At 60.8% G+C, this 20,091-nt stretch carries 20 protein-coding genes and 1 tRNA gene; 14 read left to right on the plus strand and 7 right to left on the minus strand.

Annotated elements, in window-relative coordinates; genetic code table 11:
• Nucleotides 1-2: 2 nt before the first annotated feature.
• Together ATE71_RS12255 and lipB are read right to left on the minus strand one after the other, a co-directional pair.
• Nucleotides 3-347 (minus strand): hypothetical protein, encoded by a 345-nt coding sequence (locus ATE71_RS12255; protein ID WP_058803588.1) that lies wholly within the window; start codon nucleotides 345-347, stop codon nucleotides 3-5.
• A gap of 9 nt (nucleotides 348-356) precedes the next feature.
• Entirely contained in the window at nucleotides 357-1,010 is a 654-nt protein-coding gene (gene lipB, locus ATE71_RS12260; RefSeq protein WP_058803589.1) for a lipoyl(octanoyl) transferase LipB, read from the minus strand.
• A gap of 132 nt (nucleotides 1,011-1,142) precedes the next feature.
• Here lipB and ATE71_RS12265 point away from each other — a divergent pair, with 132 nt between their 5' ends.
• On the plus strand, nucleotides 1,143-1,886 hold the full coding sequence (locus ATE71_RS12265; protein ID WP_058803590.1) for a hypothetical protein: 744 nt from the start codon (nucleotides 1,143-1,145) through the stop codon (nucleotides 1,884-1,886).
• Nucleotides 1,887-1,929: 43 nt separating this feature from the next.
• Nucleotides 1,930-2,769, plus strand: coding sequence for a glycerophosphoryl diester phosphodiesterase membrane domain-containing protein (locus ATE71_RS12270; protein WP_058803591.1), 840 nt, complete (start codon nucleotides 1,930-1,932; stop codon nucleotides 2,767-2,769).
• Between the two features lie 61 nt (nucleotides 2,770-2,830).
• Here the strand turns inward: ATE71_RS12270 and hemF are convergent, their stop codons facing one another.
• On the minus strand, nucleotides 2,831-3,691 hold the full coding sequence (gene hemF, locus ATE71_RS12275; RefSeq protein ID WP_058803592.1) for an oxygen-dependent coproporphyrinogen oxidase: 861 nt from the start codon (nucleotides 3,689-3,691) through the stop codon (nucleotides 2,831-2,833).
• On the minus strand, nucleotides 3,688-4,146 hold the full coding sequence (locus ATE71_RS12280; RefSeq protein ID WP_058803593.1) for a tRNA (cytidine(34)-2'-O)-methyltransferase: 459 nt from the start codon (nucleotides 4,144-4,146) through the stop codon (nucleotides 3,688-3,690). The genes hemF and ATE71_RS12280 overlap by 4 nt, the downstream gene beginning before the upstream one ends.
• 222 nt (nucleotides 4,147-4,368) lie before the next feature.
• Between ATE71_RS12280 and petA the strand changes: the two genes are divergently transcribed.
• Genes petA through ATE71_RS12300 form a run of 4 tightly spaced genes read left to right on the plus strand, consistent with a single transcriptional unit; the run spans nucleotide 4,369 to nucleotide 7,653 of the window.
• Complete coding sequence (gene petA, locus ATE71_RS12285) at nucleotides 4,369-4,926, plus strand: ubiquinol-cytochrome c reductase iron-sulfur subunit (protein WP_058803594.1); 558 nt, start codon at nucleotides 4,369-4,371, stop codon at nucleotides 4,924-4,926.
• A 13-nt stretch (nucleotides 4,927-4,939) separates the two neighbouring features.
• The gene (locus tag ATE71_RS12290; protein ID WP_058803595.1) at nucleotides 4,940-6,226 is read left to right on the plus strand and encodes a cytochrome b; all 1,287 of its coding nucleotides are present in this window, start codon (nucleotides 4,940-4,942) and stop codon (nucleotides 6,224-6,226) included.
• Between the two features lie 31 nt (nucleotides 6,227-6,257).
• On the plus strand, nucleotides 6,258-7,070 hold the full coding sequence (locus ATE71_RS12295; protein ID WP_058803596.1) for a cytochrome c1: 813 nt from the start codon (nucleotides 6,258-6,260) through the stop codon (nucleotides 7,068-7,070).
• 28 nt (nucleotides 7,071-7,098) lie between these two features.
• Nucleotides 7,099-7,653, plus strand: a complete 555-nt coding sequence (locus tag ATE71_RS12300) for an adenine phosphoribosyltransferase (RefSeq protein ID WP_058803597.1) — start codon at nucleotides 7,099-7,101, stop codon at nucleotides 7,651-7,653.
• A 17-nt stretch (nucleotides 7,654-7,670) separates the two neighbouring features.
• Here the strand turns inward: ATE71_RS12300 and ATE71_RS12305 are convergent, their stop codons facing one another.
• Both ATE71_RS12305 and ATE71_RS12310 read right to left on the minus strand, forming a co-directional pair.
• Complete coding sequence (locus ATE71_RS12305; RefSeq protein WP_235587997.1) at nucleotides 7,671-8,837, minus strand: GGDEF domain-containing protein; 1,167 nt, start codon at nucleotides 8,835-8,837, stop codon at nucleotides 7,671-7,673.
• Between the two features lie 191 nt (nucleotides 8,838-9,028).
• Nucleotides 9,029-9,805: a DUF1134 domain-containing protein gene (locus ATE71_RS12310; RefSeq protein ID WP_058803610.1), complete on the minus strand. Its 777-nt coding sequence runs from the start codon at nucleotides 9,803-9,805 to the stop codon at nucleotides 9,029-9,031.
• A 243-nt stretch (nucleotides 9,806-10,048) separates the two neighbouring features.
• Here ATE71_RS12310 and ATE71_RS12315 point away from each other — a divergent pair.
• A tRNA-Ser gene (locus tag ATE71_RS12315) sits at nucleotides 10,049-10,141 on the plus strand.
• Between the two features lie 147 nt (nucleotides 10,142-10,288).
• Entirely contained in the window at nucleotides 10,289-11,770 is a 1,482-nt protein-coding gene (locus tag ATE71_RS12320) for a tyrosine-type recombinase/integrase (protein ID WP_235587998.1), read from the plus strand.
• 30 nt (nucleotides 11,771-11,800) lie between these two features.
• On the opposite strand, the gene ATE71_RS21750 is transcribed toward ATE71_RS12320, so the two are convergent.
• Nucleotides 11,801-12,214 carry a helix-turn-helix transcriptional regulator gene (locus ATE71_RS21750; RefSeq protein WP_235587999.1) on the minus strand — a complete coding sequence of 138 codons (414 nt, stop codon included), beginning with the start codon at nucleotides 12,212-12,214 and terminating at the stop codon, nucleotides 11,801-11,803.
• 252 nt (nucleotides 12,215-12,466) lie between these two features.
• Here ATE71_RS21750 and ATE71_RS12330 point away from each other — a divergent pair, with 252 nt between their 5' ends.
• From ATE71_RS12330 to ATE71_RS22900, 6 genes are all read left to right on the plus strand, one after another.
• The gene (locus ATE71_RS12330; protein ID WP_152998761.1) at nucleotides 12,467-12,889 is read left to right on the plus strand and encodes a hypothetical protein; all 423 of its coding nucleotides are present in this window, start codon (nucleotides 12,467-12,469) and stop codon (nucleotides 12,887-12,889) included.
• On the plus strand, nucleotides 12,882-13,778 hold the full coding sequence (locus ATE71_RS12335; protein ID WP_058803601.1) for a TerB family tellurite resistance protein: 897 nt from the start codon (nucleotides 12,882-12,884) through the stop codon (nucleotides 13,776-13,778). Before ATE71_RS12330 ends, ATE71_RS12335 begins: the two co-directional genes overlap by 8 nt.
• Before the next feature lie 171 nt (nucleotides 13,779-13,949).
• Complete coding sequence (locus ATE71_RS12340; protein WP_058803602.1) at nucleotides 13,950-14,819, plus strand: WYL domain-containing protein; 870 nt, start codon at nucleotides 13,950-13,952, stop codon at nucleotides 14,817-14,819.
• 85 nt (nucleotides 14,820-14,904) lie between these two features.
• Nucleotides 14,905-18,009 carry an anti-phage-associated DUF499 domain-containing protein gene (locus ATE71_RS12345; protein WP_058803611.1) on the plus strand — a complete coding sequence of 1,035 codons (3,105 nt, stop codon included), beginning with the start codon at nucleotides 14,905-14,907 and terminating at the stop codon, nucleotides 18,007-18,009.
• Complete coding sequence (locus ATE71_RS12350; RefSeq protein ID WP_058803603.1) at nucleotides 18,009-18,581, plus strand: anti-phage-associated DUF3780 domain-containing protein; 573 nt, start codon at nucleotides 18,009-18,011, stop codon at nucleotides 18,579-18,581. Before ATE71_RS12345 ends, ATE71_RS12350 begins: the two co-directional genes overlap by 1 nt.
• A 15-nt stretch (nucleotides 18,582-18,596) precedes the next feature.
• Nucleotides 18,597-20,069: a DUF1156 domain-containing protein gene (locus ATE71_RS22900; protein WP_235588000.1), complete on the plus strand. Its 1,473-nt coding sequence runs from the start codon at nucleotides 18,597-18,599 to the stop codon at nucleotides 20,067-20,069.
• Nucleotides 20,070-20,091: the final 22 nt, after the last annotated feature.

Below are 20,091 nucleotides of genomic sequence, written 5' to 3' on the forward strand. Positions count from 1 at the left end.
GATTATTCGCCTTTTTTGGTCGCCGTCTCGGCGCTGAGCGATTTTTTTGCTTCGGGAGCGGGAACGGCGTCAGGATTGGCCGTTTCATCATCGCCTTCCGCCGCATCCTCTTCGGCGCTTTCATCGTCCGCCTTGGCGGCATCCTTTTTCGTGCCGTCGTCGGGAACGCTGTTGTCGACCGCGGTACCGTCGCCCGCGACATCGTCGAGGATGATCATCGAATCGCTGATCGATCCAGGCTGGACCTCTACCGCGTCGAGCTTGGTCGTCGATTTGCCCGTGCTGTCGCCGCCGCCGCAGGCGGCAAGGGCGAGTATCGGAAGCGCGGTGAGAATGATGCGGTTCATAGCAGGATATTAGTCGGTTGGCCCGAGCTTGTCGAGAAAGGCCGGCAGGGTGCGGGCAAGCGCCGTATCGACATCGGCGAAGGTCGCGGGCTTGCCGAGCGCGGCGAGGCTGGTGACAGGAAATTCAGCGATGCCGCATGGCACGATGCCGCCAAAGTGCGCGAGGTTGGGCGTGACGTTCAACGAAAAGCCGTGCATCGTCACCCAGCGCTTCACGCGCACCCCGATCGCGCCGATCTTCGCTTCACGGCCATTCTCGTCGTCGGTCCAGATGCCGATCCGGCCATCGGCGCGACGCGCCGCGACACCGAACAGCGCAAGCGCATCGATCACCCAGCCCTCTAACTCCGAGACATAGGCGCGGACGTCGCGCCCGCGCTTTGTGAGGTCAAGTTGGACATACCCGACGCGCTGACCCGGCCCGTGATAGGTATAGCGTCCGCCGCGACCGGCATCGTAAACCGGAAAACGCGGATCGAGCAGCTCCGCGGGATCGGCGCTGGTTCCGGCGGTATAGAGCGGGGGATGTTCGAGTAGCCAGATGCGCTCCCTTGCTTCACCGGCATGAATCGCAGCGGCGCGTGCCTCCATGTCGGCAAGCGCGGCTGCATAGTCTGTCAGCCCGGAGGCGATCGTCCATTCGGGTAGGGGAAGGGCATCCATTTCGCCGGCTATCTGGCCCGTCGCCAGGCCCGATGCAAGGGGGCGGCGGGCGATTGGCGACGGGGCTGGACATCGGCGCCGAAGATCGTCACTTTCATCCCGACCGGGAATTGAAAAAGTGACGGGGTATCAATGGCAAAATTCGACATGGGTGCGGCTTGGGACGATGCGATGGCGCTCGTGAAGGCGCATTTGCCCCTGACCAGCATCCTCGCGGGCATCTTCCTCTTTCTGCCCGGAATGGCGTTGGCGCTGCTTGGTCCCGTTCCCTTGACCCCGCCCAACGATACCACGCCCGACCAGCTCTTGACGTTGCTGATCGCCGATATGCGGCAGCAGCTGCCATGGTTGCTGTTCGTGGCGGTCGCTTCGACCCTCGGTTCGGTGGCGATTTTGCGATTGTGGCTGGCCCGCGCCGGTACCAGCGTGGGGGAAGCGCTGACTTTCGCGATATTGATGATACCGACCTTGATTGGGATATTCGTGATCCAATCGATCCTTTTTGGTCTGGCCTTCCTGTTGCTGATTATTCCGATGATCTATCTTATCGGCCGATTTGCGGCGGTTTATCCGTTGCTCGCCGACCGCGAACTCAAGAACCCGGTCGCGGCGTTGCACGGCAGCTGGCGACTGACGCAGGGCAACGGCTGGCGGATTGCGCTGTTCGTTGTCCTGTTCATGGTCGTCCTGCTCGTCGTTTCGGCGATCACCGGCGGCATCACGAGCGTGTTCGGCACGCAGGGCTCGTTCGGGCACCTGGTCGGCAGCGCGATCAACTCGGCGGTGTCGGCGGCCTTCGGACTGCTCAACACTGCGGTGATCGCTTCGATCTATCGCCAATTGACCATTCGTGCTGAGGGTGGGGTGTTCGCGTGATCCGGGTCGCATATCGATGGCATCGTTCAGGGGGAGAAAAGGAATGAATCGGTTTAGTATCGGCCAAGCCTGGTCCTATGCGACCAGTTTTTTTGCGGGGCAGGGCGCCAATCACGCCATCGCTCTCATCGGCGTCGGCATCGTCGCGCCGCTCGTTATTCAGTTTGCGCTGGGCGGGGGGGCGATGATGGCGGATCCGATGAGCCTCGCGGCCGGGGGGATGGCGGCGATGGGCGGGCTCGCGATCCTTACCAGCCTGATCAATTATGTTCTTCAGACGGGGAGCTATTTTGCGTCGTGGCGCATGGGGCTCTCGAACGGCAGTGAAACTTTGGGCTCGGCTCTCGGCTTCGGCTTTATCGCCGCGCTTCCGACGCTGCTGCTGATGATCGCGGTTGTATTGGTGCTCGTGCTGATCGGCTTTGTCGTCTTCGGCAGCGCGCTGGCGCCACTGGCGATGGGCGGGCAACCCGGCGCGGGGACCAGCGCGATCATGCTGCTGCTTATGCTGCTATTCTTCCTGTTCCTGATCTGGCTCGCCGCGCGTTTCTGCTGCACCGGGCCGGTGATGGCGGACCAGCGGACGTTCAACGTGCTGACCGGGCTCGGCGAATCATGGAAGATGACCGCCGCATCGCAATGGAAGATTTTCGGCTATTTCATCCTGCTCGGCATCGCGCTTTTCGTCGTGTTCCTGATCCTCGGGATGATCGTAGGTGTGTCGATGTTCGCGGGCGGCGGTATGCCCGGCGGCGGATCGATTGTCGCGATCCTTATCGGTGCGCTGCTGCTCAGTATTCCGATGGCCTATCTTCAGGTCGGGGTGCCCGCCGGCATCTATCGGGCGCTGGGCGAAGGTAGCAAATCCGACGTTTTCGCCTGATAGGTTCGTCGATCTCGTTAATTTGGGCGCCCTTGCTGTCAGGGGCGCCCTTTTTACTGCGTCAGCTCCATTTCGCCAGCGGCGGCAGGCTCATCAGGATCGCGTCGATATTGCCGCCGGTCTTGAGCCCGAACAATGTGCCGCGGTCGTAAACAAGGTTGAACTCGGCATAGCGGCCGCGCCAGACCAGCTGTTCCTCGCGCTCGGCTTCGGTGAAGGGCAGGCCCATGCGGCGGCGCACGATCTGCGGGAAAATATCGAGAAACGCCTCCCCCACCGCTTGCGTCAGCTGGAAATTGCGGTTGAACCCGGCATCGTCCCCGCATTCGAGATGGTCGTAGAAAATCCCGCCGACGCCCCGATGTACGCCGCGATGCGGGATATAGAAATAGTCGTCGGCCCATTTGGCATAGCGTTCATAGACGTCGGGGCCAAAGGGTGCGCAGGCCGCGCGCAGCCGCGCGTGAAAAGCGTCGGTGTCTTCCTTGTACGGAATCGGCGGGTTCAGGTCGGCGCCGCCGCCGAACCACCGCTTTGTCGTCGCGAGGAAGCGCGTGTTCATATGCACCGCCGGAACATGCGGGTTTGCCATATGGGCAACCAGGCTAATTCCCGTCGCGAAAAAGCTCGGATCCTCGCCGGCTCCGTGGATCGATGCGGCAAAATCGGGTGCGAACTGGCCGCCGACGGTCGAAACATTGACCCCAACCTTCTCGAAAACCTTACCGGTCATCACACCGCGCACGCCGCCGCCTCCGTCCCCGGGGTCGACCCCTTCAGCCTCGCGATCCCACGGCGTATAGGCAAAGCGGGCGTCGCTGCCGACTTCGGCCTCGATCGCCTCAAATTCGGCGCAAATTCGGTCGCGAAGCGATTCGAACCAGTCGCGTGCAGCCTGTTGCTGCGGATCGAGCGAGATCATTCCGGAAAACCTTTCGTTTGCCTGAGTGCTTCGGCGAGCGCGATGCCAGCCGCAACCGCGACATTCAAGGAGCGAAAGCCCGAACGCATCGGAATCGCGACCCGAGCCGCGGCCGCGTCATGAACATGGGGCGGCACGCCCGAAGATTCGGCACCGAGCAACAGGATGTCGCCCCATGCAAATTCAAAGGCGGGCAGGGGTGTCGCGCCTGCCGTCGTTAGCAGCACGACGCGCCGCCCGGCATCGGCGCTCCATTCGAAAAAGCCGTCCCAGTCGGCATGCCGGCGCACATTCGCCCGCGTCGCATAATCCATTCCGGCACGCTTCAGCGCGCCATCCGAAAAGGGAAAACCGCACGGTTCGATGATATGCGCCAGCACGCCGAAACAGGCTGCGGTGCGCAAGGTCGTGCCGACATTGCCCGCGATATCCGGCTGAAACATGGCGATTTCCATTCCCAGCCCATAGCTGCGGTCGGCGCTGGAATCGAGTGGTTACGGCATTGAGGCCCGATGCGGTGCGCGCTGCGGAAATTGCCTGTTGGCAAGCCCGGACTGTGCGGCTATCAGGCCCGCAATTCCCGGAGGGGCCGCCGGGTTGTGCGCCTTCGTGCGCGTGCAACAGGGGCGGCCAATCCTTCGAGAACTTTTGTAGTTCACCCATGCAAGGGCAGTCGAATGGCCAGTGAATCTGAACTCAACGCCGGTATCGAGGATGGCGTACGCCGCCGGGATTTCATCAATATTGCGGCGGTGAGTTTCGCTGGTGTCGGTGCGGTTGCGGTCGTGCTGCCGCTGCTTAACCAGATGAACCCGTCGGCCGACGTGCTCGCACTGTCGACGACCGAAATCGACATTTCGGCGATCCAGCCGGGGCAGGCAATCAAGACCAGCTGGCGCAAGCAGCCGGTGTTCGTGCGCAACCTTGTCGCCAAGGAAATTGCCGAAGCCAAGGCGGTTCCCCTCGGCGACCTGCGCGATCCCGAAACGATCGACCAGCGCACCAAGCCCGGCAAGGAAAACTGGCTGATCACGCTTGGCGTCTGCACCCACCTCGGCTGCGTGCCGCTCGGTGCCGCCGAGGGCGAGAACAAGGGCGATTTCGGCGGTTATTTCTGCCCGTGCCACGGTTCGCACTACGACACTGCGGCGCGCATCCGTAAGGGCCCGGCACCCAAGAATCTGGTTGTGCCGCCCTATGAATTCACCAGCGACACCGTCGTGACGATCGGCTGAGGAGCGAGATAAGATGAGCTTTCCCTGGGCCAAACCCTATGAACCCCAGCATCCGTTGATGAAGTGGATGGACGAGAAGCTGCCGATTCCGCGCCTCGTCTATAACGCCACCGGTCCCGGCTATCCGGTTCCGCGCAACCTCAATTATTTCTGGAACTTCGGCGTCCTCGCCGGCGCCGCGCTGATGATTCAGATCATCACCGGTATCGTGCTCGCAATGCACTATGCGGCGAATGCCGGCGTCGCGTTCAACTCGGTCGAGCATATCATGCGCGACGTGAACGCCGGCTGGTTCATCCGCTACGCGCACATGAACGGCGCCAGCATGTTCTTCATCGTCGTGTATCTGCACATCTTCCGCGGCCTTTATTACGGTTCGTACAAGGCGCCGCGCGAAATGGTGTGGCTGCTTGGCGTCGTGATCTTCCTCCTCATGATGGCGACCGCCTTCATGGGCTATGTGTTGCCGTGGGGCCAGATGAGCTTCTGGGGCGCGCAGGTGATCACCGGCTTCTTCTCGGCGATACCCGTCGTTGGCGAACCGGTGCGCGAGTGGCTGCTCGGCGGCTTCGTTCCCGACAATGCCACGCTCAACCGCTTCTTCTCGCTGCATTACCTGCTGCCGTTCGTGATCTTGGGTGTCATCATCCTGCACATCTGGGCGCTGCATATCCCGGGTTCGTCGAACCCGACGGGTATCGAGGTGAAGGACGAGCAGGACACCGTCCCGTTCCACCCCTATTACACCGCGAAAGACGGCTTCGGTGTTGGCGTTTTCCTGCTGATCTTCGTCGCGCTGACGTTCTTCAGCCCGAACACGCTTGGTCACGCCGACAACTATATCCCGGCGAACTCGCTTTCGACCCCGGCGCATATCGTTCCCGAATGGTATTTCCTGCCCTTCTACGCGATCCTGAAGGCTTTCACCTTCAACTTCCTGTGGATCGACGCGAAGCTGTGGGGCGTCATCGCGATGTTCGCTTCGATCGCGCTGCTGTTCTTCCTGCCCTGGCTCGACAGCTCGCCGATCAAGTCGTCGAACTATCGTCCGCTGTACCGGATCTTCTTTTGGATCCTCGTCGCCGACGTGTTGCTCCTCGGCTGGTGCGGCATGCAGCCGGCCGAACAGCCGTGGGTCATCCTCAGCCAGCTGGGCGCGATCTATTACTTCGCTCACTTCCTGGTGATCCTGCCGATCGTGTCGCGGATCGAACGCCCGCTTCCGATGCCGAATTCGATTACCGAAGCGGTCCTCGCCAAACATGCCACCGACGCATCGTCGGCTTCGGCAACGGCCTGAGCGCCGGACTTTAATAGGAGCTGATACAGCCATGGTTCGTCCGCTCGGTTTTCTCGTTGGTCTCGGTTTCATTACCGCGCTGGTGCTCGCGATCCTCACGACGCCGCTCAGCAATGAACCCAATGTCGCGCACGAGTTTCACAAACATCCCAAGCATCTGAAGCTGGCCAGCGACGGCATTTTGCTGCCGCACTGGGATCAGGCGCAGCTGCAGCGCGGGATGCAGGTGTACAAGGAAGTCTGCTCGGCCTGCCACAGCCTGCACCATGTCGCGTTCCGCGACATCGCTGACCTTGGCTACACCGAAGGCCAGATCAAGACCTTTGCCAAGGGCTTCCAGGTCCCGTCGATCAACCCCGACACGGGTGAGCCGGCGACGCGCGACGGCCTGCCGTCGGATTATTTCCCGTCGCCCTATGCGAACGAGGTCGCTGCGCGCGCCGCGAACAACAATGCGTTGCCGCCTGACCTGTCGCTGATCACCAAGGCGCGCGAAGGCGGCAAGGACTATGTCTATTCGCTGCTGACCGGATTCCAGAACCCGCCGGCGAACCTGCCGGCAGATCTGAAACCGGGCACGGGGCTGCACTACAACCCCTATTTCGCAAACCTCAACCTCGCGATGGCGCCGCCGCTAACCGAAGGTCAGGTCACCTATGCCGACGGCACCAAGGCGACGGTCGACCAGATGTCGAAGGACGTCACCGCGTTCCTCGTCTGGACTGCCGAACCGAAGCTGATCAAGCGCATCCAGGTGGGCTATGCGGTGTTCGGCTTCCTGCTGATCTTCACGGTGCTGACCTATTTGTCGTACCGGAACATCTGGGCCGACAAGAAGCATTGAGAAACGAGGGAAGGGCGATTGTGACGACATGATCGCCCTTCCGCCTCGACCGGACCTCGATCTCGCGTCGCTGGTCCGCACCATCCCCGACTTTCCAAAGCCGGGTATCCTGTTCCGCGATATCACGACTCTGATCGGCGATGCTGCCGGTTTCGGCGAGAGCGTGCGCCGGTTGAGCGCGCGCGCTGCGGCGTACCAGCCCGACTTCATCGTTGCTGTCGAAGCACGGGGTTTCCTGTTCGGTGCCGCTATGGCTACCGCAATGGGACTGGGCGTCGTCCCGGTGCGCAAGGCAGGCAAGCTGCCCGGCGTGACCATCGGCGTCGATTATGAACTGGAATATGGCAGTGACCGGCTCGAACTCCATGAGGGCGCGGTGTTGCCTGGACATCGCGTGGTGCTCGTCGACGACCTGCTCGCAACCGGCGGCACCATCCTCGCGACGGCCGACTTGATGCGGAGCGCGGGGGCGGAGGTCGCCGCAGCGCTGTTCGTTATCGACCTGCCAGACCTCGGCGGATCGCAGCGGCTGAAGGCCGCGGGCCTCGATTGCGAGACGCTGATCGCCTTCGACGGAGATTAGCGCGGTACGCGCCGCTCCTATGCCGCGAGATCGGCCATCGCGGCGTCGGCCTCGATACAGAAGATCGCGCGCGCCTTGCCCCCGGCTTTGGCGCGATATAGCGCGGCGTCGGCGCAGGCGAGCAGGCGTTCGAGTTCGATGCCCAGCCGCGGCGCGGTTGCGATCCCGACGCTGACCGATATCGACATCGAAATGCCGTCGACCAGATAGGGCTTGCTGATTTCGCGGATGATCCGGCGCGCGAGCAGTTCGGCTTCGCTATCTTCGCGCAGGCCGACCTGAAGCACGATGAATTCGTCGCCGCCCAACCGCGAGACGACGTCGTCGCTGCGTACCATATCCTCAAGCCGCCGCGCGACCTGCTCGAGCAACGCGTCGCCCGCTGGATGGCCGTAGCGGTCGTTGATCGCCTTGAAACCGTCGAGATCGAGGAAGTGCAGCGCGACCTGGTTTTTCGTGCGCATCGCCGTCGCGGTATGATGCTGGAATAGTTCGCGGAGGAGCAGCCGGTTCGACAGACCGGTGAGCGCGTCGGTACGTGCGAGCTTGGCCATGTCGTGGCGTGCGGTGTGGTGCTCGACCGCGGTGCGGTGGAGGTAGGCAACGGTCTGGAGGCTCAGCGCGGTAATCATCGTGACGATCAGCGCCTCGATCCCGAACAGCTCGGCATGCAGGGGGGCGGAGTGCGTTTCGAGGGCGTGCAGGCTCAGAGCGGCGATCGTCGGCACGGTTGCGATCAATAGGCTGATGACGCAAATCGCCGGACGAACCGAGGTGCGCGAAACGATCCCCGCGCCGAAGCTGAAGACGAGGCTGACCGTGATCAAATGCAGCAGGGGATCGTGGGCCGTGATCGCGACGACGTTGAGCAGCGCGATAAGCGAGGCGGACACATAATTGCCGATCGCGTAGCGGCGCTCCCAGCGCCGCAGATGCCCGAATTCGACGACGGGAGCCGAACGGGCATAGGCGCGGAGCGTGGCGAGGCGCAGGATGGTGGTCAAAGCGCCGACCACCGCCAAGAGGAGGATGACGCCGCTATCGAGCGCGGCACCAACAAGGAGGCATATCGCGACGAACACGATGCCCAGCCCGAGGATGGGAAGCCACATGCCGAACAGCATGGCGACGAAGTCGCGATACACCGGCAGCGGCAGAGCCGCAGAGCTCGGAAAAATCCGCAAGCGCAAGCGCGGCTCGATCGGGGTAGGGGAAGCCGATCGTTCCATTCCCCGAGCTTATGGAGATAGGATTAACACTCGGTAATAAGGGATTGCGTCAGGACCGATCTGGAGCGCGGTTCGTCGCTATGCAGAAAAAGCCCCCGCCGGAGTGCGGGCTATCGTCCCCGTGGTCGATGGCAAAACAGGTGTGCTTAAAACGGTACCCAATTCTGTTTTTTGCGGAACTTCATGTAACCGACGTTGGCGCCAAGGCGCGCGCCGACCCCGACCCGGATCGGGATCAGGACGACGTCGCCGCGACGCAGATAGCTCGCGTTGAAACCGCCCACCAGATAGGCGGCGCCTTCGCCAGCCGGGTAGCGCTTGTACAAGTCTTCGCTGTCGAAAAGATTATAGACGAGGACGAACGTGTTTCCAGCATTGGCACCGGCGTCGAAGCCGACCGAGGGGCCCGTCCAATAGGCCGGCAATTCACCCTCAATCTTGTGGTGAAGCGTACCCGACCCGTAACGGACGCCCAGAACCAGCGCGCCCCCGGCTTCGCGCCCGACGATATAGGCATTGGGTTCGCCCTGCTTTTTCAATATGTCTTCGATCATCCCCGCCAAACCCTGCGCGCCCTTGCCGAATATGCCCTCGGCCGCACCGATCAGGTCGTCCTTCTTGTAGGTCGAACCATCATCGACGGAAACGTCGGTGGCGGTCGTCGGGGCATCGATGCTGGCCCCGGCGCTATCGACCGGGACTTCGCTCGTTTGCTGATCGCCGGTCGCAAGGTCGCTGTCATACGATTCTTCCGTCGTCGGCTCGCTGGGCGCTGCGGGCGGAGCGGGATTGTCGAGATCGGAATCGATCTGCATATTGCTGGGGTCGATCTCGCGCATCTGAGCCGCCGCCGGTAGCGGCGTCAGCGCGAGGCCGATCGATGCCAAAGCCGTCAAGGCGAGGCTGGTGAACGTTTTCCGCATATTGGACCCCCAAAAGTCGAACCGCGTCGTTACGGCGAAATCGTCGTTAATCATGACTCGCTTTGGCGTTCGGGCAATGAACGGGCGATGACCCGAGTCGAATTTGCGCCAAGTCGAATCATCGGGGCGACGAAATGCGCGCTGCACCACGAAAAATGCACAATCTTTGCCGTTGCGGGGCGCGAAGCGCATGGCTATAGCGACCCGCCTAGGCCAGACTGTCGTTAGCGCGACAGGCCATGCGGAGACGTGGGTGAGTGGCTGAAACCAACGGTTTGCTAAACCGTCGTACTGGTAAATCCGGTACCGAGGGTTCGAATCCCTCCGTCTCCGCCACCTTTGCAAACTTTCCAGTTCGCGCCCGTTCACACATCGTTGATTTTCCGCGCTTATTTCGGCCAATCAGTATTGGGCTTGTTCGCGCCGGTTCGCGGGCGTCCATGCAAATCCATGGTATAGGCCATGGTATCGGTTCGGACATCCATGGTATCGGAGACTGCCGTGCTTAACGACGGGAAGATCAAAGCGGCGAAGGCGCGCGAATCTGCTTATCGCCTCGGAGATAGTGGGCAGCTCTATCTCCTGATTACGCCATCTGGCGGCAAGCACTGGCGAATGAACTACACCTTTGGGCGGAACTCCGCGGGAAAGCTTGTTCAGAAGACGCTGAGTTTTGGCTCTTATCCTGCTGTCAGCCTCTTGGACGCGCGCGCTAAGCGCGATGAAGCCAAGCGAGTACTGAGCCAGGGAAGGGACCCAGCGGAAGAGCGCAGGGCCGTTGAACGGGCCGAGGCTCTCGAGAGGCAGAATAGTTTTCGCGCGGCCACCGAAGCCTGGTTCGAGCTTCAGAGCGGATGGTCTCTCCAGAAGCTGCGCGAATCAGCGATGGAGAACGAAGGCAAATGGTCGCATCTCCATGCCGACATTTGGACTGTCGACCCCCTCGCTCGTTGGTCAGCAGTTCACTCACGCGATGTCTGGGTGAGCTTGGAACGTGATGTCCTGCCTGTGATCGGGGACGAGCCGATCGCCAAATTGAAGGCGCCAGCAATTCTGGCTCTGTTACGAAACGTCGAAAACCGCGGCGCGATCGAGACTGCGCACCGTCTGCGGCAACGAATTTCAGCGGTATTTGTGTACGGGATCGCGGCTGGCCTTTGTGACAGCGATCCTGTCGCCACGCTTTCAAAGGCCTTGAAGCCTGTTCCAGAGTCAAAGCACCAACCATCGATAGTGGACGAACAGCCCGACCAAGCCGGACGAATCACCGCCGTTCGTCAGATGTTGTTGGATTGCGAAGCGCAGCGTTGTCGAGCGCAGACCAAACTCGCGCTTCGATTGCTTGCTCTAACCGCAGTGCGGCCCGGGGATCTCATCGGTGCACGCTGGACCGAGTTTTTCGATCTCGGCGGCAATGAGCCGACCTGGATAATTCCGGCTTTGCGAATGAAGGGGATAAAGGCCAGGAAGGACAGCTCTGACTTTGATCATCATGTCCCCCTCTCGATGCAGGCCGTGGACGTACTGAATCAGCTCAGGCGTTTGACCGGAAAGTTCCTGTTTTGCTTTCCTGGCGAACGGCAGGCTAATCGCCCGATATCGGAGAACACACTGAGGGCGCTCCTCATTCGGGCCGATTATCATCAGCGCCACGTCCCGCATGGATTTCGCGCTGCTTTTTCAACCATTATGAATGAGCGCGCCAAGGAGCTGGGAAATGATGGCGACCGCGCCGTTATTGATTTGATGCTGGCTCATGTTCCGCAGTCGTCGGGCGAACGAAACTCTCCCGGAACGCTGGTTTCGGGGTCCGAGGATGCCTACAATCGGGCGGCCTATAGACCACGCCGCAGGCAGCTCGCGCAGGAATGGGCCGATATCGTATTCGATGGGTTTTGGCCGGCCGAGACCCTGCTCAATGGACCGATTAGATGGGCGGCAACCGGCCCGGGAAGGCCGCGGTAGCTCGATATTTATACTGCTCCAACAAAAATCTCATTGTAACCGTTGTTCATCTCGCCAGCATTTTACCTCCGCCAGACTCCATCGTGAAGCCGTCCCTCCCGGCTTGTAGGGCTTGGGAAATTTATGCTGGCGGATTAGAGCATAAATCCGAGTTTTTCCGATGCCTGCGATGCGTTTGACGACGTCGAGCGAAACGAGAGGATCGTCGGCCTCGGCGGACGTCGATATGACCTCGAGAGACTTGGATTTCGTGTCGCAACTTGAGCACGGTGTAGACACCGCGAACTGGTCGAGTTGTCTTTCCTTCATCGCCGCAGCTATCAATTTCAAAGCGGCTGGGCTTGCGGAGATCAATTTAGCTAGCTCTTCCGCTAGGCCCATGCCCCCGGCATCGCCGCGCGCCGTCGACTTTGGCCTATGGAGGTTGCTGGCTGGTGAGTTCATGCCCTAAACGTAGTTCAAGGACGATATTAATCACCGGGGGGTGACATCGAGATAATGTTACTGTGCGGGTCGGGAGTTTCTCAATCATCCCGTTTTGAGCGATTGTGCGACCGCTATTGTCATAGGAACAGTGCAAATGACCCGAAGGTTTCCGATCGTGACTGCGGCACGAATGGCAGAGCTTGACAGCGGCGGGGGGTGGAAGAGGCTGGATTGATTAGCCGCATTTGAGCAATGGGGATGGAGGCGCATATGGATAGTGACGACATTGATTTCGAGCCGTTTCGAGACGTCCCATCAAAGGTCGATCTTCGATTGCGTATCGACCGTCTGGATGCGTCCGCCGACGCGAAGGCTTTGTTGAATGACCTTCTCGACGTTGCGATGGAGGCGGGCGGCCGCGTGGTGGCAGCGGGCAGACAAATATTGGCGTTCGTCTTCGACATGGTGAAGCGATATCCAAACACGGCATTTGGCATGATCGTCGCGCTCGTCGTGTCGTCCCTAATTACATCAATACCATTGTTTGGCGCAGTGTTGGGTCCGCTCCTGGCGCCGTTGCTGCTTGCGTTTGGCCTTGCGGCGGGAGCGTTGGCGGACCTAAAAGACGGGCCGATGCGGTCGCGGGTGGCGATTCTCGAAGAGCATTTTGCAAATGTGATCGACCATGGATGAGCAATCGCAAGGCGAGATGCTACTCAAGCAGGCTTTCTCGGAGATCGAATGTGTGATCGCCGATCCGCTTCGATTCAAACTTCAGCTAGGAATTGGAGAGGACGCCTACACCTCGCTTCGTACAACGAAGTATCTCTATCGGGTTTGGGATACGGCTAGTTGGGCGGGGACGGGGGCCGCGGTGGCAGCATCGAAAACTGTTGCAACGACCTTCTTTGCGCCAACCGGGCTGGCTGCACTGTTTGGCTTCGGAGCCGCTGTTACGCCTGTGGGATGGGTCCTCTTCGCGGCCGCCACATCGGCTGGCGCATTCTATGGCGTCACTCGGCTATTTGGCGGCTACGAGGAATCTCGGGTCGACAAGATTCCTAAGTTCATAAACACTCCAATTGATGTGCTCGGCGCAAGCTTATTTGACCTGATGGCCGGGTTAGCCGTCCGTGTTGCCCAAATCGACGGCGAAATCGATAAACGAGAGATTGGCGCAATAACTGACTATTTTGTCGGGGAATGGGGCTTTCACCCAGCGTATGTTGAATCGGCCTTAGCGGTGGTTCGCACTGACATTCCTAAGGCGTCGGTCAAGGACATGGCGCGATCCCTCGCTTCATTTCAGGCCCAGAATCCGGATTGTAACAACCTCGCAATGCAAGCTGCGCTGGTGGATTTTCTCAGAGAAATCGCGATGGCGGACGGTGTCATCGACGAACGCGAGGATTTGGCCATTGACGCGATCGCTCATTCAATGAAAGCGATGCCCTTTAGTCGATTGCGGCTGAAAAAATGGGCATTAACCAATGTCTCTAAAGCCGCAGGGGCAGTGACTGAGGTCGTGAAGGGTCGAGTCCGGAAGATTGATATCCGAGGGGTGTTCCGTAGGGCGACATGACCCTATGGTCCAATTCTTCGTGAGCCATTCTACCGATAACTCTCAAGTGCTCCGGGCTTTGGCCAACAATTTCGAGGTCATCATCTAATGCCGATTGTGTTCCGTCTGCCCCCACAGTAGATGGACCCATAAGGAAACTGGTCGGGCCATGTTTGCTGGGGGAGGCGTCACATGGGCTATGAAATTGCGTTGCGTCGCGGCGTCGAGAGCAGGCTGGAATTCATCGAATTCCGATTGTTCTGGGAAGGCCACGTAAACCGAAGTGACATCGTCGAGACATTCGGGGTTTCGATCAATCAGGCGTCAGCCGATCTCAACAGATATCTGGGGCTAGCCGAGACCAACATGGTCTACGACAAAAGCGCACGGACCTATGTGCGAAGCTCTTCCTTCAAGCCAATCTTCCGTAAGCCTGACGCCGAGCGGTATCTCACTCAGATCCGGTCGATCGCTGACGGGATCATTACTCCCGACGATGCCTGGATAGGCCGCGTTCCGGGGCTTGCTTGCGCGCCAACACCTGCCCGCGGTGTGTCTGCCCCCATTCTCCGAGCGATTGTGACCGCGATCAAGCGCAAGGAAGCACTCGAAGTCCTCTATCAGTCGATGTCCTCGCCGGATCCGTCCTGGCGCTGGATCGCGCCGCATGCCTTGGTCTTTGACGGGTTCAGATGGCACGCCCGAGCGCTTTGCGTCCGTAGCGGGGAGTTCAAGGACTTCGTCCTGTCCCGCATCGAAGAAACGCGCGCGAGCAAAGTCTCCGAGGGGGCGGATCCGCGCGATCATGATTGGCTCAGTGACATTGACCTCGTCATCGCGCCCCATCCTGAACTGAGTGTCGGCCAACGAAAGGCGATCGAACTCGATTATGCGATGGAAGGGGGCAGGGCGACCATCCCGGTCAAGCGCGCGCTCTTATATTATGCGCTCAAGCGGCTTGGGCTCGACACAGACCCGTCGGCTCGGCGGCCTCAGGATCAGCAGATCGTTTTGTTAAATTGGCACGAGGTCAATCTAGGTTTGGGCGGCGTCGACAAGTAATGTGCGGTGTGACTTAGTTATTTAGCAATCTTGGGCAAGTACAACGATCAAATCGATGCTTATGTCGGATGATGGGGAGCTGAAGATGAGTTTGGGTTACAATATTCCTTTGGTCACCTCTGTCTGCGACGTCAGCCCGGACGTATTCTCCATGAGCCGGTCGGAGCAAGTGGAACACCTCTCGTCGATTGGCGACGCGGATATATCGACCGCGCGCGCTTTCTACGCGCGAAACCACGTCACTAGCGGGATGTCCGAGTTCCTGGGTGGCGCACTTCGGCGCCTGTCCGGCCAGAGTCAGCAGGCGGTCTTTGAGCTTCGCCAGGCGATGGGAGGAGGTAAAACCCACAATATGATCGCCCTCGGCCTCCTAGCCCGGTTCCCGGAGCTGAAGGACCAACTTCCGGACATAGTCACGGCCGGAATGAGTGACGACCCTGCCGTGATCGCCACCGTCAATGGGCGAGACGTTCAGAACTTCCTTTGGGGGGACATCGCCGAGCAGCTGGGACAAGCGGAAGCGTTCCGGGACCACTGGGTCAACGGGCCGAAGGAGATGAACGAGGGGGACTGGATCCGGCTCATAGGAGACCGGCCCACCCTGATCATGCTCGATGAACTTCCCCCGTACCTCGCCATGGCGCACACCAAAGCGATCGGTCAGGGGACCCTGCTCGACCTTCTGAAATACTCAATCGCCAACCTTTTCTCCGCTGCGATGAAGCTCAAACGCTGCGTGGTCGTAGTCGCCTCCCTCGATGCCGCTTATGACGAGGCGCGCCGGATCCTGGGCGGGCAGCTCGCCGACCTCCAGAAGGAGACGAGCCGCGGAGCGAAATCCATCACTCCGGTCGACCTGAACACGGGCGAGATCTACGATATCCTGCGCAAACGCCTCTTTACCCGGCTACCGGATCCGGACGGGGCGGAGGTGGACCGGGTGGCGCAGGCCTATCTCGCCACCTACCAAGAGGCGATCCGGGGCCGTGCGCTGGCGAAATCCGCAGAACAGATAGCGGACGAGATCGTCGGCTCCTATCCGTTCCACCCGAGCTACAAGGACATTCTCTCCCTCTTCAAGGAGAACGAGAAGTTTCGCCAGACTCGGGGCCTGATCCAGTTCACCGCGAACCTGATGCGCGGGGTCTGGGGTAGGAAGGGCCAAGAGGAGGTGTTCCTGATCGGAGCTCAGTTCCTCGACTTCTCCGATCAAGAAACCCGAGATCAGGTGAAGGAGATTGAGCGGTCGCTCGAGTCCGCCCTCGCCAGCGACGTCTATGACACGGACGGGTCTGCCCATGCGCAGGGGATCGACGGCGACCGCCACGATCGCGTCGCATCGCAGGTGGCGACTCTCCTGTTCATTTCGTCGTTGTCGGACAACACTGATGGGATCCGAGGCCTGCCGCGCGACACGGTCGTCGAGTATTTAGTCTCTCCCGGCCAAGAGCCCACGCGGTTCATTGAGGCGTTCGACCAACTCCGCGACAGATGCTGGTACCTGCACAACCGAGACGGGGACCGGTGGTATTTCTCGGACATAGCCAACGTCCGCAAGCAGATCGAAGACAAGGTCGGGAAGATCCCTCAGGACCGGGTCGATGAAGAGATGCGTCGCCGCCTCACGGACATCTTCCGTCCGGTGAACAAGCTCGCCTATTCCGAGCTGGTGGTGCTTCCGCGGGTCGATGACGTGAACCTGACTCCGTCTAAGCGGGCCTGTCTGGTCCTCTCTCCCGACGCGAAGTCCCCGCCCGCTGCGGCGGCGCGGTTCTTCGAGGACGTGGTCTACAAGAATGCGTTCTGCGTGGTTACCGGTGACGGGTCGAAGATGGCCAGCGCGGAGGACAGCGTTCGCCGTCTCCTCGCGATTGCTGCCGTGAAGACGATCGTCGCGGATACCCCAAGGCACCAGCGGGAGATCGAGACAGAGCAGGAGACGACCGAGATCGGCTTCAACTCCACCGTCAAGAGCCTATTCAACGCGGTCTGGTACCCCCAGACCAAAGAGCTGAAGAGCGCCCGGATCGACCTCGGCCACTTCCAGGAGCGGGGAGTGATACAAGGGGAGAAGGCTGTTGAGGCGGCCCTCGCGGGGGGAGGGGCAAAGAAGCTCGTCGAACTTGACCCGGAGAAAATGGACGGGCTGATCCAACGCTGCGAGGATCAACTCTTTCCGGAGAACCAGTCCCGCACACGCTGGTCGGACGTGCTGGAGCGCGCCGCGTCGAACCCTCGCTGGATATGGCTTCCGCCGAAGGGCATGGATGAGATTAAGGCAGCGGCCCTCGCGGAGGGGCGCTGGGTCGAAGAGAACGGCTACGTCGACAAGAGCCCGCCCCCGCCTCAGCCCGTGGTCAGGGTCACCCGGATCGGTGGGGACGACACGACCGGGGAAAGCGAACTTGAGCTCGCTGTCTCGAATGCCGGACGAGCACCCGAGGTGCTAGTCGCCCCGACCCGGGAAGGGCTGGGCGCGGGCGAGACGATCACGGACCGGACCTACCGGACCACGGAAGTCGAGCTCTGGTTCCAGTCCCGCAACCCGGAAACGGGCGAAGTGAGCGAACCCTATCGCTGGGCTGGGTCGATCACGATCACCCATGAGAGGCGCGATAACGCCGGCATGTGGCAGGTGACTCTCGCTGCGCGCCCCGAGGCCGAGCTGCGTTGGAACATTTCGGGCATCAACCCGAAGGACGGGGCGGTCTACGATGGGGAGCCGATCGAGATCGATGGGCGCCAGAAGACCACGCTCCACGTTTACGCGGTCAAGGGGAGCGTATCGGCCCAGCGGACCTTCGCTTTCGACGCAGTCGGTGCGCGGCGAACTATCAACAACGAGCGCCCCGCGAAGGCGAAGCGGGACTTTCAGTTTGCCTCGAAGGGTGAGGTTCTCAGGGTTGTCCGGGCCGCGAAAGGGAAGGAGAGCGTCCGGTTCCACGGGGTCAGCGTCACCGTTGGCGAGGGAGAGCGGAGCCTCCGGGTGCGCAGCGGCGGGGACGTCGCCCTGTCGGGTGCGGACATTGAGACGATGATCGAGGGTCTGCGCGGTGCACTTGGGCAGGCGGACGCGGAGGTGCAGCTCCGGTTTCGTGAGGCGGACTTCCCGGATGGGTACGCCCTGAAGGACTTCGCGACCCAGGTTGGGATCGACATCCCGGTCGAGGACGTGGAGCAGGAGGCCTGATGGCGGAAAAAGTGATTACTCACGGGTTCGGGGTTCCGAATGACCCACTGCCGCACCAGTTCCTGGTCCGGATCCCGGCTGGCCGCACAGACCCAGTCGAGGTCTGGGAAGATTTCGGCGCGGTCGGGGTCGGGACAGCCGCGCAGCGGCTCTGTCGGGCCGCAGTACCGCGCGACACCTGGCGCCAGGTAGCGGAGGGGGTGAAGGCCCACCTGAACCGGCGCCTGAAGGAGAAGGACCTGAAGGCGTCCCGGTTCAACGCCGGGGACAACCGGGTCGAACGGATTCTCGGGCGCGAGCTCTGCGTGCTCGCTTGGGCGATCGAGGACGCGACCACGGACGAGGCGGCGATCGCGTTCAACCGGTGGTCCTCGCACCGGCCGGAGGAGCTTTGGTGGCTCTTCCAGCAGATCGACAAGGACGGGGGTGAGTGGGACAGCCCCAAGACCGGGTGGCGTATCGCGATCCGGCACGCCCTAGTACGGGACGGGGAGGAGGCTCAGAAGGCACCCCGCCGCCCCCGCCCAGCGACACCGGGCGAGAAAACCCCCGACCTATTTAGCAAGTTCTGAGGATTGATAATAACCGTGACTGCCCCCGAGCAAACCGTCGTTGTACCGTTCAGTCTCCGAAACGCCCCATCCCTGATCGAGCGGGCCTGGCCGACGGCGAAGATTTCGGCAGAGACCCAGAAGGAGCGGAAGGCTGGCTCAGGTCAAACTCTGACCGGCCTTGGTTCTTATTGGAAAGGGCGCAAGCCGCTGATCCTGACCCGGGCCTGCGTGCTCGCCGCGCTGATGCCGGCAACCGACGATCTGGAGCGGGATGTCGAGATCTTTGAGAAACTGATGGGGATGGCGGATGAGACGTTCGGTCGTCGTTTCGTTGGCGGTCCGTCAGCCTTTGCCAAGCTCTTCCCCCAATTTGCCGAAACGGTCGCCACTGGAAAGAATTTCGAGTGGAGGTCCAACGTCCGTGAGGGTTACGATCAGTCCCACGAGGCGCAGAAGCTACTTTGTAGGGTAGAAAACGATATCCCGGACTGGGTTAGAAGGGATCTGAAGAGGCTGGCTGAGCGGCAAAGTCCCCACGGAGACCCCAAGGAGTTCGTGGCGGCTTTACCAAATAATTGGGACCCCTTCGTCGAGGAGAAACATCGGCGATGGTGCTGGCGTGATGATATCACCGAGCACGAACGGGAGCGTCGGATCACACGGGCCTTCATGACCCTCCCATATGCGGAGCGCCTAGAAAAGGTGAAGCGGCCTGAAGAGCTACCTGAGGAGGTTCTGCTTGCGGGGGTCTGGGACGAGGTGAACGAGCATCTCGGAACCGAGGCGTATTCGATTTCGGATCTCGTGGAGCAGCTCGGCGTCAAGCGGTTCGGCCGTCGGCCGAAACTCGCGGACACCTTCTCTGGATCGGGGTCGATCCCATTCGAGGCGGCCCGGATGGGCTGTGACGCTTACGCCTCCGACCTGAACCCGGTCGCCTGCATGCTGACTTGGGGGGCGTTCAACATCGTTGGCGCCACGCCGGACGAACATGAGCGGATGCACAAGCGTCAGGTCTCGGTGATGGCGGAGATCGACCGTGAGATCACCACGATGGGGATTGAGCATGATGAGGACGGGAACCGAGCAAAGGTGTTCCTCTACTGCCTGGAGACCAGGTGTCCTCGGACCGGGTGGATAGTGCCACTTTCTTCGTCTTGGGTAATCTCAAAACAACGTAATGTTATCGCGCGTCTGATCCCAAATCACGAATCGAAGCGCTACGACATTGAGATTATTTCTGGCGTCTCAGAGGCCGAAATGAAGATCGCGGACAAAGGGACCGTTATTGGAGGGAACCACGACCGTCGCCTACATCATCCACAGTTGGATGATATCCTTGGAGTCGCCATCAGAGAGATCCGTGGGGATTACAAGGACGAATCAGGTGCTAATAGGAACCGCCTCCGCCAGTGGAGTGTCAGCGATAGGTCGCGTCCGTCAAGGTGGTGTAATTTCGGCTGTGGCCGTGGGCCATCGTCAGGCGGCTTTGGCGGTGATGTGTAGGGGCTGATTTTCCTCCTCGATC

The sequence above is a fragment of the Sphingopyxis sp. H115 genome (assembly GCF_001468465.1).
Lineage (GTDB): Bacteria > Pseudomonadota > Alphaproteobacteria > Sphingomonadales > Sphingomonadaceae > Sphingopyxis.

What these genes read in the sequence shown, in the direction of transcription:
- ATE71_RS12255 (WP_058803588.1), bottom strand. Translation starts at nt 347, where the DNA reads ATGAACCGCATCATTCTCACCGCGCTTCCGATACTCGCCCTTGCCGCC.
- lipB (WP_058803589.1), bottom strand. Translation starts at nt 1,010, where the DNA reads ATGGATGCCCTTCCCCTACCCGAATGGACGATCGCCTCCGGGCTGACA.
- ATE71_RS12265 (WP_058803590.1), top strand. Translation starts at nt 1,143, where the DNA reads ATGGCAAAATTCGACATGGGTGCGGCTTGGGACGATGCGATGGCGCTC.
- ATE71_RS12270 (WP_058803591.1), top strand. Translation starts at nt 1,930, where the DNA reads ATGAATCGGTTTAGTATCGGCCAAGCCTGGTCCTATGCGACCAGTTTT.
- hemF (WP_058803592.1), bottom strand. Translation starts at nt 3,691, where the DNA reads ATGATCTCGCTCGATCCGCAGCAACAGGCTGCACGCGACTGGTTCGAA.
- ATE71_RS12280 (WP_058803593.1), bottom strand. Translation starts at nt 4,146, where the DNA reads ATGGAAATCGCCATGTTTCAGCCGGATATCGCGGGCAATGTCGGCACG.
- petA (WP_058803594.1), top strand. Translation starts at nt 4,369, where the DNA reads ATGGCCAGTGAATCTGAACTCAACGCCGGTATCGAGGATGGCGTACGC.
- ATE71_RS12290 (WP_058803595.1), top strand. Translation starts at nt 4,940, where the DNA reads ATGAGCTTTCCCTGGGCCAAACCCTATGAACCCCAGCATCCGTTGATG.
- ATE71_RS12295 (WP_058803596.1), top strand. Translation starts at nt 6,258, where the DNA reads ATGGTTCGTCCGCTCGGTTTTCTCGTTGGTCTCGGTTTCATTACCGCG.
- ATE71_RS12300 (WP_058803597.1), top strand. Translation starts at nt 7,099, where the DNA reads ATGATCGCCCTTCCGCCTCGACCGGACCTCGATCTCGCGTCGCTGGTC.
- ATE71_RS12310 (WP_058803610.1), bottom strand. Translation starts at nt 9,805, where the DNA reads ATGCGGAAAACGTTCACCAGCCTCGCCTTGACGGCTTTGGCATCGATC.
- ATE71_RS12320 (WP_235587998.1), top strand. Translation starts at nt 10,289, where the DNA reads ATGGTATCGGAGACTGCCGTGCTTAACGACGGGAAGATCAAAGCGGCG.
- ATE71_RS21750 (WP_235587999.1), bottom strand. Translation starts at nt 12,214, where the DNA reads ATGAACTCACCAGCCAGCAACCTCCATAGGCCAAAGTCGACGGCGCGC.
- ATE71_RS12330 (WP_152998761.1), top strand. Translation starts at nt 12,467, where the DNA reads ATGGATAGTGACGACATTGATTTCGAGCCGTTTCGAGACGTCCCATCA.
- ATE71_RS12335 (WP_058803601.1), top strand. Translation starts at nt 12,882, where the DNA reads ATGGATGAGCAATCGCAAGGCGAGATGCTACTCAAGCAGGCTTTCTCG.
- ATE71_RS12340 (WP_058803602.1), top strand. Translation starts at nt 13,950, where the DNA reads ATGGGCTATGAAATTGCGTTGCGTCGCGGCGTCGAGAGCAGGCTGGAA.
- ATE71_RS12345 (WP_058803611.1), top strand. Translation starts at nt 14,905, where the DNA reads ATGAGTTTGGGTTACAATATTCCTTTGGTCACCTCTGTCTGCGACGTC.
- ATE71_RS12350 (WP_058803603.1), top strand. Translation starts at nt 18,009, where the DNA reads ATGGCGGAAAAAGTGATTACTCACGGGTTCGGGGTTCCGAATGACCCA.